Annotated in this window: 19 protein-coding genes; 2 read left to right on the plus strand and 17 right to left on the minus strand. The window is 55.6% G+C overall.

Features of this window, described 5'->3' with window-relative positions:
* The first annotated feature begins 355 nt into the window (after positions 1-355).
* Entirely contained in the window at positions 356-973 is a 618-nt protein-coding gene (locus FC75_RS12590) for a hypothetical protein (RefSeq protein WP_156314299.1), read from the plus strand.
* A 312-nt stretch (positions 974-1,285) separates the two neighbouring features.
* On the opposite strand, the gene FC75_RS01880 is transcribed toward FC75_RS12590, so the two are convergent.
* The 15 genes from FC75_RS01880 to FC75_RS01950 form a co-directional block, all read right to left on the minus strand.
* Positions 1,286-2,095: a recombinase family protein gene (locus tag FC75_RS01880; RefSeq protein ID WP_056988973.1), complete on the minus strand. Its 810-nt coding sequence runs from the start codon at positions 2,093-2,095 to the stop codon at positions 1,286-1,288.
* Positions 2,096-2,283: 188 nt separating this feature from the next.
* Positions 2,284-3,636: an amino acid permease gene (locus FC75_RS01885; RefSeq protein ID WP_056988974.1), complete on the minus strand. Its 1,353-nt coding sequence runs from the start codon at positions 3,634-3,636 to the stop codon at positions 2,284-2,286.
* A complete protein-coding gene (locus FC75_RS01890; RefSeq protein WP_056988975.1) occupies positions 3,629-5,002 on the minus strand; it encodes an amino acid permease in 1,374 nt (457 codons plus the stop codon). The genes FC75_RS01885 and FC75_RS01890 overlap by 8 nt, the downstream gene beginning before the upstream one ends.
* Positions 5,003-5,149: 147 nt before the next feature.
* Entirely contained in the window at positions 5,150-5,608 is a 459-nt protein-coding gene (locus FC75_RS01895; protein ID WP_056988976.1) for a hypothetical protein, read from the minus strand.
* A gap of 52 nt (positions 5,609-5,660) precedes the next feature.
* Complete coding sequence (locus FC75_RS01900) at positions 5,661-6,851, minus strand: acetate/propionate family kinase (protein WP_054662446.1); 1,191 nt, start codon at positions 6,849-6,851, stop codon at positions 5,661-5,663.
* A gap of 13 nt (positions 6,852-6,864) precedes the next feature.
* Entirely contained in the window at positions 6,865-7,875 is a 1,011-nt protein-coding gene (locus FC75_RS01905; RefSeq protein ID WP_054662449.1) for a class I SAM-dependent methyltransferase, read from the minus strand.
* A gap of 70 nt (positions 7,876-7,945) precedes the next feature.
* The gene (locus FC75_RS01910; protein WP_054662452.1) at positions 7,946-8,158 is read right to left on the minus strand and encodes a hypothetical protein; all 213 of its coding nucleotides are present in this window, start codon (positions 8,156-8,158) and stop codon (positions 7,946-7,948) included.
* A complete protein-coding gene (locus tag FC75_RS01915) occupies positions 8,139-8,594 on the minus strand; it encodes a hypothetical protein (RefSeq protein ID WP_054662455.1) in 456 nt (151 codons plus the stop codon). The genes FC75_RS01910 and FC75_RS01915 overlap by 20 nt, the downstream gene beginning before the upstream one ends.
* Positions 8,581-8,877 carry a hypothetical protein gene (locus tag FC75_RS01920; RefSeq protein WP_054662458.1) on the minus strand — a complete coding sequence of 99 codons (297 nt, stop codon included), beginning with the start codon at positions 8,875-8,877 and terminating at the stop codon, positions 8,581-8,583. Before FC75_RS01920 ends, FC75_RS01915 begins: the two co-directional genes overlap by 14 nt.
* Positions 8,874-9,329 (minus strand): type II secretion system protein, encoded by a 456-nt coding sequence (locus FC75_RS01925; RefSeq protein WP_056988978.1) that lies wholly within the window; start codon positions 9,327-9,329, stop codon positions 8,874-8,876. Before FC75_RS01925 ends, FC75_RS01920 begins: the two co-directional genes overlap by 4 nt.
* The gene (locus FC75_RS01930) at positions 9,326-9,640 is read right to left on the minus strand and encodes a prepilin-type N-terminal cleavage/methylation domain-containing protein (RefSeq protein WP_054662464.1); all 315 of its coding nucleotides are present in this window, start codon (positions 9,638-9,640) and stop codon (positions 9,326-9,328) included. The genes FC75_RS01925 and FC75_RS01930 overlap by 4 nt, the downstream gene beginning before the upstream one ends.
* Entirely contained in the window at positions 9,637-10,608 is a 972-nt protein-coding gene (locus FC75_RS01935; RefSeq protein ID WP_054662467.1) for a type II secretion system F family protein, read from the minus strand. Before FC75_RS01935 ends, FC75_RS01930 begins: the two co-directional genes overlap by 4 nt.
* Positions 10,601-11,452, minus strand: coding sequence for an ATPase, T2SS/T4P/T4SS family (locus tag FC75_RS01940; protein ID WP_054662537.1), 852 nt, complete (start codon positions 11,450-11,452; stop codon positions 10,601-10,603). Before FC75_RS01940 ends, FC75_RS01935 begins: the two co-directional genes overlap by 8 nt.
* 88 nt (positions 11,453-11,540) lie before the next feature.
* The gene (locus FC75_RS01945) at positions 11,541-12,284 is read right to left on the minus strand and encodes a YebC/PmpR family DNA-binding transcriptional regulator (protein ID WP_056988979.1); all 744 of its coding nucleotides are present in this window, start codon (positions 12,282-12,284) and stop codon (positions 11,541-11,543) included.
* A gap of 71 nt (positions 12,285-12,355) precedes the next feature.
* Entirely contained in the window at positions 12,356-12,862 is a 507-nt protein-coding gene (locus FC75_RS01950) for a VanZ family protein (RefSeq protein ID WP_056988980.1), read from the minus strand.
* Between the two features lie 206 nt (positions 12,863-13,068).
* On the opposite strand from FC75_RS01950, the gene FC75_RS01955 reads away from it, so the two are divergent.
* A complete protein-coding gene (locus FC75_RS01955) occupies positions 13,069-13,377 on the plus strand; it encodes a hypothetical protein (RefSeq protein ID WP_054662540.1) in 309 nt (102 codons plus the stop codon).
* A 126-nt stretch (positions 13,378-13,503) separates the two neighbouring features.
* On the opposite strand, the gene glmS is transcribed toward FC75_RS01955, so the two are convergent.
* Together glmS and glmM are read right to left on the minus strand one after the other, a co-directional pair.
* Complete coding sequence (gene glmS / locus FC75_RS01960; protein WP_056988981.1) at positions 13,504-15,315, minus strand: glutamine--fructose-6-phosphate transaminase (isomerizing); 1,812 nt, start codon at positions 15,313-15,315, stop codon at positions 13,504-13,506.
* Positions 15,316-15,526: 211 nt separating this feature from the next.
* The gene (gene glmM / locus FC75_RS01965) at positions 15,527-16,888 is read right to left on the minus strand and encodes a phosphoglucosamine mutase (RefSeq protein ID WP_054662476.1); all 1,362 of its coding nucleotides are present in this window, start codon (positions 16,886-16,888) and stop codon (positions 15,527-15,529) included.
* Positions 16,889-16,922 lie beyond the last annotated feature (34 nt).

Here is a 16,922-nt window from a genome sequence, read left to right on the forward strand (position 1 = left end):
TAGACCACTATCAAGGATTCGTTATCATCGTTGCACTTGACTTGAAAATTGAGGGTAGAAGTCTTTTACTATTCGGTAGGGATGCCGCTAATGTGGCTTTCTTTGCGTTTTGTTTTGCATCGATTTCCTGTTGGCTTAAACTTTATGACCACATCCTGTGATAGAGCCTCATCGCAAGAAACTATATTTCAATATGATTGGCACTCTGCGTTAACCACCAACTAATGCGTCCCAATCACACCCCCCCATTCTCGCTTCATGCGGCCGCTGATTAAGATTTCTCCAATCCAAAATAGCTAAGTCACTCATTATCTCCCAGCGGGTTTACACTGGACGAAAACTAGGGAGCAGACTCGTGAGAAAGCTACTCGCTTTATTGGCCGTGCTTACAAGCATGGTGCTGCTTACCGGTTGCAATCAAACCAGTCATTCAGCAGTCCGGGCACACACTTCGAGTGTCCTGAAGCAACCCAGACAAGTTTGGGTCGAAACAGGAACCGCCATTTCACTTCAAGCTGAAAACGGTCACCTCAGCTCACCACGGCGGCGGGCCAGTACCATATTATCGCCGTGGATCAGTAACCGCGGCAGATTATATCAGGGAACGGTTTATCACCAGACGCATTACGCTACCTTGAAGGACGCGTTAACGGGTACACTGTTCGACCAATTGTTTACCAGACAACCACGCCACATGCCCCACCCACACCTCCTGTCAGTCAACCAAGTGAATAATAGCCTCAGCGCGCTGGGCGCAAAATCACGACTCGATGATCTTGACCAGCTGGTCTATCTCAAGGATGAAAACAATCAGGCCAGTGTCGAACCCGTTGGTTTGCTTTGTGAAGGTGACCACCTGTACGTCATTCAGGTCAGTTACTACACTTTAGGCCGAGGTGCTGAAATCAATCGTGGTGCTGTTTATATTCGAAAGACTCAGCCCGCAAGTTCATTGTCCAAGCCAGGACAATAAATCGAAGCTCACTTCTGTCTGCCACCAAGTACAGATTGAATTGTCTAAACCAGTCGCGGCCGCTCCAACTCGGAGTGGCCATTTTGTAGTTCTCTGTTCATTTACAAAATCAGAGTTTACGCCCTGTTCTTGATGTTTCCATGATGATTAAAGGCATATTCAGACTTCACCTATCTTAACAATGAGCGACTCCCTGCCAGCAAAAAACTAAATTTACAGCTGTATAAAAAGGCGAGTATGTTTGCAGCACTATTCAGTTCTGAAAGAAAAAGCCCTCACTCAGCGTCTTTTCTGGGTTTCAGGCTTTAAATGCTATTTAGGCTGCGTATTATTTTCTTTGATTAGATCGCCAAGAGACTTTTTAATCTGCGCGCTGAAACCGGGCAACTCATCATCCGCGACGTCATCAACACCCGCCGGCTTTTGATCATAAATCGGGTCTTCAATGGGCCAACTACCATCCGCCTGAGCCTGTGCAACAATTGCCCGACCGCCTTCACCCAGGCGGTCATAGGCGCTTGCTGCACTGATATCGCCATCTTCCGCATACGCCTGAATCTTTAGCTTTTCAGTGCGATAGGTTCGCGAAATGGTCGACTGCGAAACGCCGAGCAGCTTGGCGACCTCAGCCTGCGACTTGCCGGCTTCGTCGATCAGTTGGAGCATCTTGCGCGTTTGCTCTGGCGTGAGGGCCGGCTTGCGGCCCTCACGATAGTCCGGGTTGTGCGCCTTGGCAAAATTCTTGCCCGCCTGGGTGCGCTCAACAATGCCGCTGTTTTCCATCTCCACGACTGCCGCCAAAATTCTAACAGTCAGCCGGCCAACAATCGTGTCGTCGATCACGCCCAAATTGAGAACATTGAGGGCAACGCCTTTTTCCCGCAACGTCTTAATCAGATTCAGTGCCTCGCTCGGGCTGGCAGTCAGCCGACTCAGTCTCGTCACCGTGATCGTGTCACCCTGCCGCACCTGGTTCAGCAATGAATTGAGGCGGTGCCGATTCACGCGCTTGTTAGTGTATTTTTCTTTGAAAACCTGACCAACGCCATACTTTTTGAGCTGCGCAACCTGAGCACCAACTGTCTCAGCTGCCGATGTGACCCGTGCATAACCATAATTCATGCCTGCGACCTCCTCGGCCATGGGAATGACTTTTGCATATAAGTTCTGAATAATCAGGAATATTCTACTGCCTTGGTGTCAGTTAGTCAATCACGATTAGTCGACCCCAAGCAAAAACGCACCGGCAAGCGCGCCGATAAGCAAATTTGCTTATCCCCTGCGCTAACGGTGCGTTTTCACTTACTGACTCACGACTTCTTTGGATGCTGCAACTGCGCCAGCACTGAAAGCGCCAGCAGCAAGGCCAGTGCTGCAGCAGTGGCGATGGCAGTGTCCCAGCTGAAAAACATCACCACGAAGACAAAGCCTAAAAATACTAGGACGTACCAATCACCAAGTGGGAACAGCGGCGCCGAGAACAGCCCGCGTTCGGGGTGACGTTTCTTATATCGCAAATGGGCGATGATGATCATCATCCAAACAAACAGGAAGCAGACCGTGGCAACGCTTGTGACGAGGGTGAACACAGAGGCCGGCAGCACGGCGTTCAGTGCCACTGCGACGGCGATGACCCCACTGCTGACCAGCAAGCTGCGCACCGGGACCTGGCGCCTTGACAGTTTGGCCAGTGCATGCAGCCGCGGCCGGGTGATGCTGAGTTCAAACAACAAACGCCCGGCACTGTATATCGCCGCCATGCAGGCCGAACCGGCGGCGGTCAGCACCACGAAGTTGACAATGCTGGCCGCGGCGGGAATGTGCAGACTATTGAACACTTGCACAAACGGGCTGCCGTTTGCCGCAACTTTTGACCACGGAAATATACTCATTAGAACAATTAGCGCACCGACGTACAGCACAATGACCAAAACAGGCAGCGAATTGAGCACCCGCGGCAGCGTGCGCTTCGGATCATGGGTCTCGGCGGCCGTTAGCCCCACCTGCTCGATGCTGGTAAAGGAGAAAGCCACCATTTGAAACGACAGCATGAAGCCCCACAGCCCCTTGGGAAAAAGGCCACCGTGGCCGGTCAAGTTGGCAAGGCTTGCTGCGCCTGCAGTGGTGGGCGCGTGACCAAAAATCATGAATGCGCCAATGACGATCAAGGCGCCAATCGCGACGACTTTGATCATCGAAAACCAAAACTCGAACTCGCCAAACGACCCCACCGCGCTCAGGTTGACTGCCAGCAGCAGCACCAGTGCAACCAGCGCCGGCAGCCACTGCGGTAGGCTTGGCCACCAAAACCGGATGTAAACCCCGATCGCGGTGACCTGGGCCATGGCAATGGCGACCCAGCAGAACCAATACGTCCAGCCGGTGACGAAAGCGGCTCGAGGCCCCAGGTGATGCCGAATGAGATCGAGAAACGACCGGTCACCGGAATCGGCCAGCAGCAGCTCACCCAACGCGCGAAGCAGAAAAAAACACATCACCCCGGCCAGCAAGTAGGCAAAGATCAGCGCCGGTCCGGCAACGTGTATCGATTGACCGGCCCCCAAAAAGAGTCCGGTCCCAATGGTCCCGCCAATGGCCATCAGCTGAATGTGACGGGCCGACAGATTGCGGGCAAGTTCATCTTGAGAATTTTTGTCAGCCATGCAAGGGTCCTTTCCGTTCGCGACGGTCGTGCCAAAAGCGGCCAAGGCTGATGAGAATCACCCAGGCGGCAGCCAGCAGCGCCGGAATCGCGGTAGTTTTAGACATAAGCATGATGATAGCAACTGCTACGAAGAACAGCAAGACCAAATAATCACCGACCGGGTAAAACGGGGCCACATAGCCTTGCGGATGGGGATTCTGCTGGCGATAACGAATGTGAGCGAGAATGATCATCCCCCACACAAATAAGAAGCTCGTCGTCGCCACGCTGGAGATTAACGTGAATACGGCGCTGGGCAGAAAGATATTGAGCAGCACAGCGATGGCGATCAGCGCCGCAGACCCCAAGATTGCATTCGCAGGGACCTGACGCCGTGACAACTTGCCGAAGGGCTTCAGGACCGAATTCTTGGTGCCAATGGTCAAAGAAAACAGCATCCGCCCAGTGGTGAAAAGACTGGAGTTGCAGGCCGACGCCGCGGCGGTGAGAACCACGAAGTTGATGATATCGGCCGCTGCCCTGATGCCCACATTGCTGAACACCTGAACGAAGGGGCTCGAGTTCGGCGACACCGCCGACCACGGGTAGATGCACATGATCACCGCAAGCGCGCCGATGTAAAAAAGAATGATTCGCAGCGGTAATTCATTGATGGCTTCGGGAATGACTTTTTTCGGATTGGCGGTTTCGCCCGCCGTCATGCCAACCATTTCAATCCCGGCAAAACTGAACGTCACCATTTGAAACGAAGCGAGGAACCCATGCAGCCCCTTGGGAAAAAAGCCCCCATAGTTGACGAGATTCGAAACGGCGGCGTGACCACTGGCGGTCGGGTAATGCACGGCAATCATCCAGCACCCGATGATGATCAGCCCGATGATGGCCCCAACTTTGATCAACGCAAACCAGAACTCGGTTTCCCCGAACACACCCACCGAAATCAGGTTCATCAGCAGCAAAATCACGAGCGCGACTAGTCCCGGCAGCCACTGCGGCAAGGTAGGAAACCAGAACCGAATGTACAGGCCAATGGCAGTGACCTCCGCCATCGCGATCGCCAGCCAACAGATCCAGTAAGTCCACCCGACCACAAAGCCGGCGCGCTTCCCAAGGTAGCGCTTGATGAAATCAACAAAGGAATGCTGGGACAGGTCGGACATTAAGAGCTCCCCCATCGCCCGCATCATCAGGAAACACACCAACCCGGCGATCAAATACGCCAAAAGGATCGACGGTCCCGCCACGTGAATGGATTGACCAGCGCCGAGAAACAACCCCGTCCCAATGGTGCCGCCAATGGCAATCAGCTGAACGTGACGTCCTTTTAGACTGCGAGATAATTCTTGCTGCGGTTTGGCTTGCATGTATTTCCCTCCGATATCGTAATTCTATTGTAATAGTGGTTTTACCGCCTTTCAAAGCCCAGCCCGCCGCTGACGCACAAAAGCCGCGGCCTCAATGTGATGAGGCCACGGCTTTGTTCACTTTCTTAAAGCTTTGATGAAATTATCTCACTGATCAATGATAACCCTCGCCGGTTCGGTCTTTTTGTCCAAAAAAGCTTTGATCACAGCAGGCGACTGCTTGAACCGCAGCTTGGCAATGGTCACACTGCCCGCCATTGCCGCCAGCTCGGTCAAGCCCGTTGGGAGCACTGAGAGGTGCAGTGCGGTCAGCGAATCAAGGCCGCGGACGGCCCCGATCCGAGTGATCAGCGAGTCCGGCGTGATGCCGTTGCGCCAAAACCCGAACAGGCCGAGCATCCCGGTGATGAAGAACCCGCTGATGTAATCAGCCGGCGTGCGGCTCGTCAGCACCGTGAAGATCCCGATCATGACCGCGGCAGCCCAGTAGAACCACTGGAAAAAGTGGTTAGGACGCGCTGCAAAGACCAGCTGCGTGCGCACGTAGATCAGCACGGCGACGGCAACCACAAAGACGGCTAGGTAAACATAACTAAAAATCGTCATCGTGCTTCTCTCCCTTCATTTAAAAAATCGGCCGTCACGGGCCGATTTTTGACTACTTGCCAAGCCGGACGACATCACGCGCAATCATCAGTTCCTCATTGGTTGGGACCAGCAGGACCTTGACCTTGGAATCATCACTAGAAATCAGCCGTTCCTTGGCCATCACATTATTACGCTCGTCATCGATCTTAGCCCCGAATACGGAAAGGCCATCAATGATCCGCTTGCGCATCACGATGTCGCCTTCGCCCATCCCGGCGGTAAAGACTAGGGCATCGACCCCACCCATTTCCGCAACGTAGCCGGCGACATACTTGATGATCCGGTTGGCGAAGATATCGATGGCAAGTTGAGAGGCTGGCCGCGTGTCGCGCGTCTTCTCAAGCTCGCGCATGTCAGGCGAAAGCCCCGACAGTGCGTAAATGCCGGACTCCTTGTTCAGGATGTCAATCATCTTTTCCGGGTCGGTGATGTTCAATTTCTGCATCAGGAACGCGACCAGCGACGGATCGATATCCCCGCTCCGGGTACTCATCGTCACCCCGGCAAGCGGCGTGAAGCCCATGGACGTGTCGAAGGACTTACCGTCTTTTTCGGCCGTGATTGAGACCCCGGAACCCAGGTGCATCGTGACCATCCGCAACTCCTCAAGCGGCTTGCCCAGCAGTTCGGCAGCGCGGTGGGAGACGTAGCGATGACTGGTGCCGTGCGCGCCATACTTACGGGCGCCGTACTTTTCGTAGTATTCCGGCTTGATAGAATACAGGTAATTCATTTTCGGCATGGTGGTGTGGAAAGACGTATCAAACACGCCGACCTCTGGCACCCCAGGCAGGAGTTTCATGAAGGCGCGGACGCCATCCGCTTCCGCCGGGTTGTGCAGAGGCGCGTACTCTGAAAGGTCCTCGACTTCCTTCAAGGATTTCTCGTCGAGCTTTTCGGACTCCTTGAAGCGCTCACCACCGGCAACAATGCGGTGCCCAACGCCTTCGATTTCCTTGTAGTCACTGATGATCTTAAGGTCCAGCATGGCCTTAAGCAGCATGTCGACGGCGATATCAGCCGTGGGAATGTCCTGATTGACCACGTACTTCTGGCCGTCGCCGTACTTGACCTTAAATTCTGAATTCGGCAGGCCCATGCGATCGACCATGCCTTCCGCGATGACCTTTTCGGCGGGCATGTTGAACAGTTTCCACTTCAGAGTTGAGCTACCGGCATTGATTGCTAAAATTTTTGGCATTTGAACATCTCTCCTACGCTAGATTTTGAGCGGCCCAGCTGTGCACTGAGTCAATGAACTGACTAAAGGCATCACGGTCTGTCAGCTCCGGAAAACTGCCAAGCAGCACCTGCTTCGCCTGCTTGGTCCCTTGACCAGGCTTTTGAAGGACCAGCAGCGATTTTTGCGCTGACGCCTTGGCAAACAACGATTGCGGCAGGTTCAGGAGCCCTTGGAAGTGGGCACTGGATGTCAGCCACGCCGTTAAGCCCGCCGCTTCTTCGGATTGAAAGACGGTGCTCGGCACGAAAAACAGCCCGAGGCCGCCAGCTTTCAGCGCCCGCAGGCTCTGTTCGATCAGCAGATGGTGCGCATACGAGTGGCCTTTCTTGGCCGCGGTTGCGAACTGCTTTGCGCGCTCATCCAGCGGGTAATAGCCGACAGGTAAGTCAGACACGATGAGGTCCGCATTGCGAGTGGCCAGCGGCCCCAAGGCATCCTCATGCAGCAAGTCGACGTCTTGGTGTTGAAGCTGACTGCTCATCCCGGCAAAAGCCAAGAGCGTCTCATCATTATCCACGCCGACACCCTTGACTTCCGCACCCAAGGCCGTCTTCAGCTGGTTCATGACCGCAAACAGTAAATTACCAGTACCCACCGCCAAATCAGCAACCGTTAGCTGCTTAGGAACCGGCTTCAAAAAGACGCTGGCGATGAAGGTCGCCAACTCGGCCATGGCGTCTGGCGTCACCTGTTTGTTTGGTTCAATTCCATCGATTTGGATGGCTTTGACCAGCACCAACTGCAGCGCCTGGCGACATTCCTCCGCGGAAAAGGTCGTCAGGTCGACCGGCTTAAACAAAGCCGTTAATTTTTCAACGGTGGCTTGATCCGGCACCCCGTCCTGGACATTGATCGTCCCGGACTGCAGATCTTCACCAGCCTCCGTTGCGGCTTCAAGATAGGTGGTCTTCACTTGCTTGTGCAGCAGGCTGGTCGCCTGGTCTAATGCCTGATACAGTGATTCCATGTGCTCGTTGGCCACGCTGTTGCCCCCTTATAATCGTACAAAACTATTTTACCGGTGCGCGGGGGCTTATTCAAGTTGATAATGTTCAAGGTTGCACAACTTCATCCCCGTCGTTTGGGGATTGGACACGTTTCCATCTGACGTAAGCATCAGCGAAAGCCTTTTGCTCATAGGTCAGACGCCGTTCGTAAGCCACTCGCCAAATGGCAAACTGGCGCAAGGCGGCCCCGCTGATCAGAGTCACCAAAAGCAATAGCATGATGGCGCTGATCAGTGCACTAGCGCGTCGTTTTGTCATTGAGCACTCCTGTCAGCCGGCTGCCGTGGAAAAAGTAAAGTTCATAACGCACGATTCCCGGGCGGACGGTCGTGTACACCACTTTTTTGACATTGTAGATCAAAGGAGTCGTCCCCGGCCCACTGGTCGTTCCGGAGCCCTGCAGATAAGAACCCGAAGACGTGAGGCGCACCTCTAAGTTCAACTGCCGGTACGACGGCTGACCATTGATTTTCAAAGGCGCGGGGTCTGGAACGAGATAATACAACGAATTGATCTGCACGGTTTTGAACTCTGCCGATCCTGCCATGTACGCCGCAAGCGAGCTTTCCGCATCGAGCATGGCCATTTCCTCAGTCAAGTCCGGCAGCCGGCGGATCGCATCAAGCACCGGTCGCCAAATCAGAAACAACCCACTGAGCAGCGCCAGCGCCACCAACACCTCAGCGAGCGTCATCGCGGAATGAAAACCAGAACTTTTGGCCATCTGCTTTTTGCACCTCCACACCGCTGTCTGTGATTGTCACCGCATAGGCATTTTTCCCCAGCCAAATGGTCGTCTTACCTGTCCCTGGATGGGCGGCCAATGCCGTCCGGGCGGCGTAGCGCACCGCCACCGCTTGGGCCACCGGTGCCACCTGCACCTGATACTGGCGGGCCAGCAGCGTCAACCAGCCCACGATGACGGCGGTGACGATCAGCGCGCCTAAGTGCTCCGCTAGGACACTGGCGCTTCTCACCCGTCCTTTCGTACCATCACCCCCCACTGCATCAGCACCACGACCCTCACAAACTTGCCACTGCCCCGCTGAAACACGACGGTGCCACTGTCCACCGCCCCCGTACCGAAAAATTTGTACTGAAGCTTGCTGGTTTTGACGTCCCCGTCTGTCTGCCCGCCAATTGGGACAACCCTCAGCGAATCCGGAAGCGCAAGCGCGTAACTGCTCGCGCCTAACGCGCCTTGCTCTTGAAACTTCACCAAGCGCTCCGTGACGGTCATCCAGCCCTTGTCGTCGTTGGCTTTGATGTGCTGCCTCAGTTGATTCCAGTCGCTGATCAGCTGATTAAAAAACTGCTCCTCTCGTTCGTGAACTAAAATGGCGCGGCCCACTCCCAGTGAGGCCGCACTCATGATGATGAAAATGGCCAGGGCAAGGATGACCTCAATCAGCGTAAACGCGCGTCTCATTTGACCTTATAGGCCGGCGGTGGCCCCGGCGAATAAGTCGCCACGTCCGCCAGCTGACTTTGCTGACCGCTGGTGATGATGCCGGCCCTGACCAGCGCATCAGGGTTTGTAAAGTCGCCATTACTGCTGTCCGGCTGCTGGTAGGCAATGTCGATCTGCGCGTTAACGGTTGTCACCACGGCCTGACTCTGGCGAACTTTAGCCTGCCGGACCTGGGCCTGAATCGTGACCACCAGGGTCAGCGTCAACACGATGATGAGCGCCAACGCGGCAAGGACTTCGATCAACGTAAACGCTTTGCGCTTCTTCATGGTAATCCTCCTAAGTGATCGTACAGCGGCAACAACAGTTCTCGGTACATCATGACGATTTGAAGGCCAATCAGGATAAACATCACTGGTTGGACCGCGGCCAACCAGCGCTCCACACGTTCCCCAAACTGTTTTAACAACTGCTTGGCAAACAACGTCATTCCCGCCTGCACGAGCTTCGGCGGCTGGCCAAGCATTAACAATTGCCGGGCCGGGGCATAAATCAGCGGATGCTCAAGCGCCGCTTGAAGCGGCTCTCCTGCCTCCAGCCGGGCCTGGACCGATTGGCCAACAGGGCTCAACGGATTGTTTGCCGCTTCGCTAAGCGCGCCCACATAAGTGATCAGCGGCAAGCCAGCGGCCAAGTATTGGGCCAGGCCGCTCACAAATTGGTACCGGTAATAATTGATCGCAAGGGTGCGAATAACGGGGACTTTTTGCCACAGTCCGGCCCGCTCAACTGCATTTAATCTGCGAAGGCCAAGCCAGCTGCCCGCAGCCAAAACCAGCACTGCCGCGGCGCCAAGCAACTCAGTTTGGACAAAGCTGGCATGCGTACTGCCCAACATGGGCAGCACCCCAACCAGCAGCACGGTCTGAATGACCGCAAGCAGTGCCAACAAGATCAACGGATAGACCATGAGTTGGCGCAGCTTGTGGCGACTTTCCGTCTGCACCCGCACTAATTCAGCCGCATCGTGCAGCGCATCGGCCAGTTGACCGTGATGTTCCGCCAGGGCCAGCTGCGCGACAATCTGCGGGTGAAAATGATTTGCCGCCAGGCTCTCGGCCAAACTTGTGCCCGCGCTCAGCTGCAGGTCTACGGCCGTCCACACAGGCGTCTGGGCGTCAAAAGTCAGGGTGACCACTTGCAGGCTCTGACGCAGATTAAACCCCGCGGCGAGGACCTGGCTCAGTTGCTCACACACGGCGAGCTGGACGGCTAACGGGATCCGCTGCTTACGCATGGCTGTCCTCCTTGTGAACGACCACTGATACCACCGGGTGCACGACCGGCGTACTGACCAAGCGCACATCCGCGCTCAGCCTCAGCGCGGCATTGACCAGCGGCTTAGCCACGCCCAGCGCAATCAGACGCAGCGGCACCTGCGCCGCTGTTTGCGCGTGGACGGTGGTCAACACCATGTGCCCGGAAATCGCCGCCTCACAGGCCGCCTGCGCGGTCTCAAAATCGCGAATCTCGCCGATCACCAAGACATCGGGGCGCTTGCGCAGTGCGGCCTTCAGCAGACTGGCGTAACTCATTCCCGCCTCCGGGTTGACCTGCAGCTGGAGGAATTCTGGGGCCGCAATTTCCACCGGGTCCTCAATGGTCATCACCATCTGCGCCGTCCCCAAGGCCATGGCCACTTGATAAAGTAACGTCGTTTTGCCGCTGCCGGTCGGCCCGCACAAGGCCAGCATCCGATGATCAGCCAGCCGAGTGACCAGATCGTTAACGATGGGTTCCGTCCACTGATCCAACCCCGGCACCCCATAAATCAGCCGCGCCACCAGCGCCTCTTGATTCGTGTAATCACCCACGGTGCTGAGGCGCAGAGTGACGCCCAGCTCATTTAACGGCAAGGCTCCGAGCTGCGGCCGCCGCGTTTCCGCCACATTCATCCCGGCATCGTATTTCAGGGCCCGGATCCAGCTGGTGCCTTCCGCCGCCGACTTGATCTCGGTTTGCGCCCACCCAGCGGCCGTACGCACCACCACCAAAATCCCTTCCGGCTTGGAGAGAAAATAGACGTCACTGGCGAAAACAGCACGTGCTTTTGCAAAAACCTCAAGCAATCCCGACTCCATCTTTCTCACCTCGTCAAAAGATTTCGCCAGCCACACAAAAACACCCCTCAAATCTGAGGGGTGTCAGGTCAAGCACGTTCAAATGAACTTAGTTGGCAGGGGCTTCGTCAGGCCACTGGGCCGATGTGTAAACATTCTGCACGTCGTCATTATCTTCCAGCGCATCAATCATGTTCTGGAAGGTTTCAAGCTTATCTTCAGGAATCGGCACGGTGTTTTCAGGCACCATCGTCAGCTCTGAAGTCGTGAAGTGGAAGCCCTGAGACTCCAGCGCATCGCGGACCGCAGCAAAATCTTTGGGATCCGTATAAATCTCAAACTCGTCGTCGGACGTCTGGAGATCCTCAGCACCAGCTTCAAGTACCGCCTCAAGCATTTGATCCTCATCGACATCCAGTCCTTCGCGGTTGATCACGAAGTAGCCTTTGCTGTTAAACATGTAAGACACCGCACCGGCCCCGGCCATCGTGCCACCGTGACGCGTGATGGCCACGCGCACATCGGAGCTAGTCCGGTTTTTATTATCGGTCAGCGCTTCGACCAAGACGCCGATCCCGGCTGGGCCGTATCCTTCGTATTGGACTTCATCGTATTGAGTGGTGTCGCCACCCTCAGCTTTATCTAACGCGCGCTTGATATTGTCCTTGGGCATGTTGGCTGCCCGGGCTTTATCCATGACCAACCGCAGCGACGGGTTGTTGTCTGGGTCAGAACCACCTTGCTTTGCTGCCATGAAAAGCTCACGGGAGATTTTTTGAAAAATTTTACCGCGCTTGGCATCCTGAGCGTTCTTACGGCCCTGGATGTTGTGCCACTTGGAATGTCCTGACATCTTAAACCCTCTTTTCGAAAAATTAGTATGCACATAAACGCTATTGAGTATAGCAAAAAACAGGCGCCGGTTCAACGCGCCGCAGAGCGCTTCTTGGGCCGACGGCGGCGCTGAGTGACCAGCAGCGCGATGCCGATCCCGACGAGTGCGCCAACCGTGTCCAGTATCACGTCCTGAAACAGCGGTGTGCGGTCGGCAGTCAGCATTTGGTGAAACTCGTCCAGCGCCGCCACCCCGGTGCTGCTGAGCAGTGCCAGCACCAGTCTCAACCAACTCGGCTGGACGCGCGCCCTCAAGCCCAGCACAGCCGCCAGCCCGATTAGGCAAAAGACGGTAAAGTGCGCCAGTTTCCGGACGAAGAACTCAACGAATCCGGCCAGCCCCATCGCGCTAATCGAGACGTGTTGCGCCGCCCAGTAAAAACTAATGTGGTTCAGCCACGCCCAACCGGAATGCGCTGGCAGTAGTGCGTGCAGCTCTGGCACGATGCTTTGATCGTGGTACGGCATGCTTGAACTGATAAATAAGACGACCATGAGGCCCAGGTCCAGCCAGAGCCAATTGTATTTTTTTAGCATCGACACCCCTCCGCTCAAATTAGTTTAGCACAAGCCCCGGTGCCGACACGACTCCCTTCCCCCACCTGGCAGCCGCCTTGGCCTAAGGCGTGGAAGCACTAATGGCACAGGTGAGGCGCCGCCGCTGGAATCACTGTCTATACCGCGTAGAATTCGCTATAATTAGCGCAGGCAAAACACTGTCAATAAATATTGGGATGGGAAAAATGAAAATAAATCTGACAAATCCAGCGACTCGGCAAATCAAGCAGGCAAAGATTGGCTTTTCATGGACGACCTTCTTTTTCGGGGTGCTCGTGCCCTTGGTGCGCGGCGACTGGAAATGGTTCTTTATTCTATTAGCGATTACGATCATCCTCGGCATCCCCACCTTCGGCTTTGGTGGGGCACTCGTGGGGCTGGTCTTCTCGTTTGTCTACAACCGGCTTTACATCAACGACCTTTTGGGCCACGGCTATGGCCCGGCAGATGATTACTCCGAAAAAGCGCTGCAAAGTAAGAACTTTATCGGCTGAGCGTATTCACCTGGCTGCAACCAACTGCGCCAGGCAAAGTCACTCGCCTAGGAAACGCCAAAGCCCCCCACGATCGAACTGCACACATGCGCAGAACAGATCGTGGGGGGCTTTTTTTAAACTCAGCTACTCAACCGTGACCGACTTAGCGAGGTTGCGCGGCCGATCGACGTCATAGCCGCGGTCAAGGCTGGTGAAGTAGGCCAGCAGTTGCCCCGGAATAATCGTCAACAGCGGGGTGAGCATTGGATCCAGGTCATCGACGATCAACTGATCGCCTGGCTCGGCCAAGGCCGCGGAAGCGATTCGCAGCACCTTGGCGCCGCGGGCTTCCACCTCTTCCGCATTACTCCGCGTGCGCGCCGCGGTGATGGGATCGGTGATGAACGCGACCACCGGCGTGTCCTGCTCAATCAACGCAATTGTCCCGTGCTTCAGCTCCCCGGCGGCAAAGCCCTCCGCCTGGACATATGAGATCTCTTTCAACTTCAAGGCGGCTTCGAGGCTGACATAGTAGTCCGTGCCGCGACCGATGAAGAAGGCGTTGCGGGTTTGCGCAAACATCTCTGTGGCCAGTTCATGGAGTTTGTCCTGCTGATCGATGAGCGCCTGCTGACCGGTGGCAGCCAGGCTCAGTTGGTGGGCCACATCAAACGCTGCAGCCAGTGGCAGTGCCTTGTGCTGGCCCAGGGCTTTAGCCAACAGCGCCTCGACCGCCACTTGGGCCGTGTAGGCCTTGGTTGAAGCCACGGCAATTTCAGGGCCTGCACCTAGCTCAACCGCATAGTCTGCTTCTCGTGCCAGCGTTGAGGTGATCACATTGGTCAGGGTCAAGGAAGGGTAGCCGGCCTGTTTAACGTTGACCAAGACCTGGCGAATGTCGGCCGTCTCGCCACTTTGCGTGAGGAAAATAAACATGGGTTTGGCGGAAAGCAGTGGCTGATGGTAACCGAACTCGGACGCCAAGTAAGCCTCTGTTGGCACCCCAGCGAGGTGCTCGAACAGATTCTGGCCGACAAGCCCGGCGTGGTAACTCGTGCCGGCCGCCACAATGTACAACCGGTCGGCCGCCGCCAACGCCGAGAGCATGGCCGAATCGAATTGCGGCGTCCCCGCATCGTCGACATAGCGGGAAACCAAGCGCCGCATCACCGCTGGCTGCTCGGAGATCTCCTTCAGCATATAAAACGGGAACGTGCCTTTTTCCGCATCGGCCGCATCAATGGTGACTGTGATTGGGGCGCGGTCCAACTGCTCACCCGCGGCATTTTCAATTGTGATCTGGTCTGCAGTCAGCGTCACGAGTTCGCCATCGTTGAGCTCAATGAATTGGTCGGTTTCCTGCAGCATCGCCAGCGCATCTGAGGCAACCACGTTGAAGCCGGCGCCCTTGCCGATCAGCAGCGGGCTTTTGTTCTTGGCAACGTACAGATGAGCCGGATCGGTCCGATCAGCCAGGCAAAAGGCGTATGAGCCCTCAAGCAGGCTCAGGGTCTTCGCAAATGCCGCCTTCGCGGTCAGCCCGTCACGAGCAAAAGCGGCAATCAGTTGAACCACGACCTCGGTGTCAGTTTGCCCGGCAAAGACAACATCACTGAGGTACTTCGCCCGCAAAGCCGCCGCGTTGGTGATGACGCCGTTGTGCACCAAGTAGAAACGCTCGTCGTTGGAGACGTGCGGATGGGCATTGGCCACCGTCGGCTTCCCATTGGTCGCCCAGCGCGTGTGCCCAATGCCCATCGTGCCCTGGACCTCTGGCCCCACCCCGGCAACTAACTGACTGATCCGACCCACCCGTTTCACCAGGTAGTCGTGACCACTGCCCCCATTGACATAAATGCCGGCGGAATCGTACCCACGGTACTCCAGCTTTTCCAAGCCGTTCAGCAGCACTTCAGTTGCATTCTTCTTACCGACAACGCCAACAATTCCACACATAGTCACACGTCCATTCTTTTTTATATTGGTATAAACCATTCTTGCCAAATTGGTTTGGATGATGTACCACCAAATATAGCCGTATGGCGGAACACTGTCAATTATTTTGAACGGTGGTATAGGTATTTTTTAAAACATTGGTATAGTGGCTCTCGCAAACAAAAAGGCCCTGACTAGATTTTACCCTAGCCAGGGACCCATTAGAAAATGATTACGCTTCGCCGCCCATTTCACTTTTAACCACAGCCACGATTTGATCGACGTACTGATTGACCAGATCCGTGGTTTTGGCCTCGGCCATTACCCGCAGCAGCGGCTCAGTCCCGCTGGGCCGCACAAGCACGCGCCCGTCGCCGGCCATTTCTTTTTCGACGGTGTCAATGGCCGCCTGAATCGCGGGATACTGCTTCCAATTGTTCTTGTCCTGAACCTTCACGTTGACCAGCTTCTGCGGATATGTGTGAACCGGCGCCGCCAGTTCGGAGAGCGGTTTGCCAGTCTTCTTCATCACGTTCAGCAACTGGATCCCAGTCAACATGCCGTCACCAGTGTTGTGATAATCGAATAAAATCACGTGGCCGCTTTGCTCGCCGCCGATGTTATAGCCGTGAGCGCGCATTTCCTCTGAGACGTGCCGATCGCCGACCGCCGTCTGTACGGACTTCATGCCGTTTGCTTCCAAGGCCTTATACATGCCGAGGTTGGACATCACGGTCGTGACGACGGTGTCCTGCTTCAACCGCCCCTGTGCCTTCATGTAACTGCCCAAGATGAACATGATCTTGTCGCCGTCAACGATTTGGCCCTTTTCATCGACCGCAATGCAGCGGTCGCCGTCGCCATCAAAGGCAAGGCCGACCTGCGCCCCTTTGTCCACAACAAACTTGGCCAAGGCCTCCGGATGGGTTGACCCAACGCCTTTGTTGATGTTGATGCCATCAGGGTGCGTTGCCATCGTCTCAAACTCCGTGTCCAGATCAGCGAACAGCCGAGCGACCAGACCGCTTGTCGCCCCGTTAGCCGCATCGAGTGCCACGTGAATGCCAGTCAGATCGTCAGACAGTGTCTGCTCCAGAAACTGCGTATACTTCAGTGCGCCTTCTGGATAATCATTGACGTGGCCAAGCCCCTCGGCCGCCGGGCGCGGCAGGGTGTCCTCCGGAGCGTCCAGCAAGGCTTCGATTTCGTCCTCAGTGTCATCTGACAACTTGTAGCCGTCAGGCCCGAAGAACTTGATGCCGTTGTCCTCGGCCGGATTGTGACTGGCAGAGATTTGGATCCCTGCATCGGCACTTTGCACCTTGATCAGGTAGGCCACGGCCGGCGTCGTGATGACACCCAGCGACAGCACTTCGATGCCCACGGACAGCAGGCCCGAAATCAGCGACTCGGCCAGCATTTCGCCAGACGCCCGCGTGTCTCTTGCGACCAGCACCAAAGGCTTTTTGGCGGTGTCTTTTGCGTGTTGGGTCAACACGTAGCCGCCGCAGCGCCCCAATCGAAAAGCGAGCTCTGGACTCAGTTCCTGATTTGCGATACCCCGAACCCCGTCAGTGCCAAAATACTTCGTCATGCCAAATGCCTCATTTCTCTATTTTTTTAAATGC

Origin of the sequence: Lacticaseibacillus camelliae DSM 22697 = JCM 13995, assembly GCF_001436615.1 — a bacterium.
GTDB lineage: Bacteria > Bacillota > Bacilli > Lactobacillales > Lactobacillaceae > Lacticaseibacillus > Lacticaseibacillus camelliae.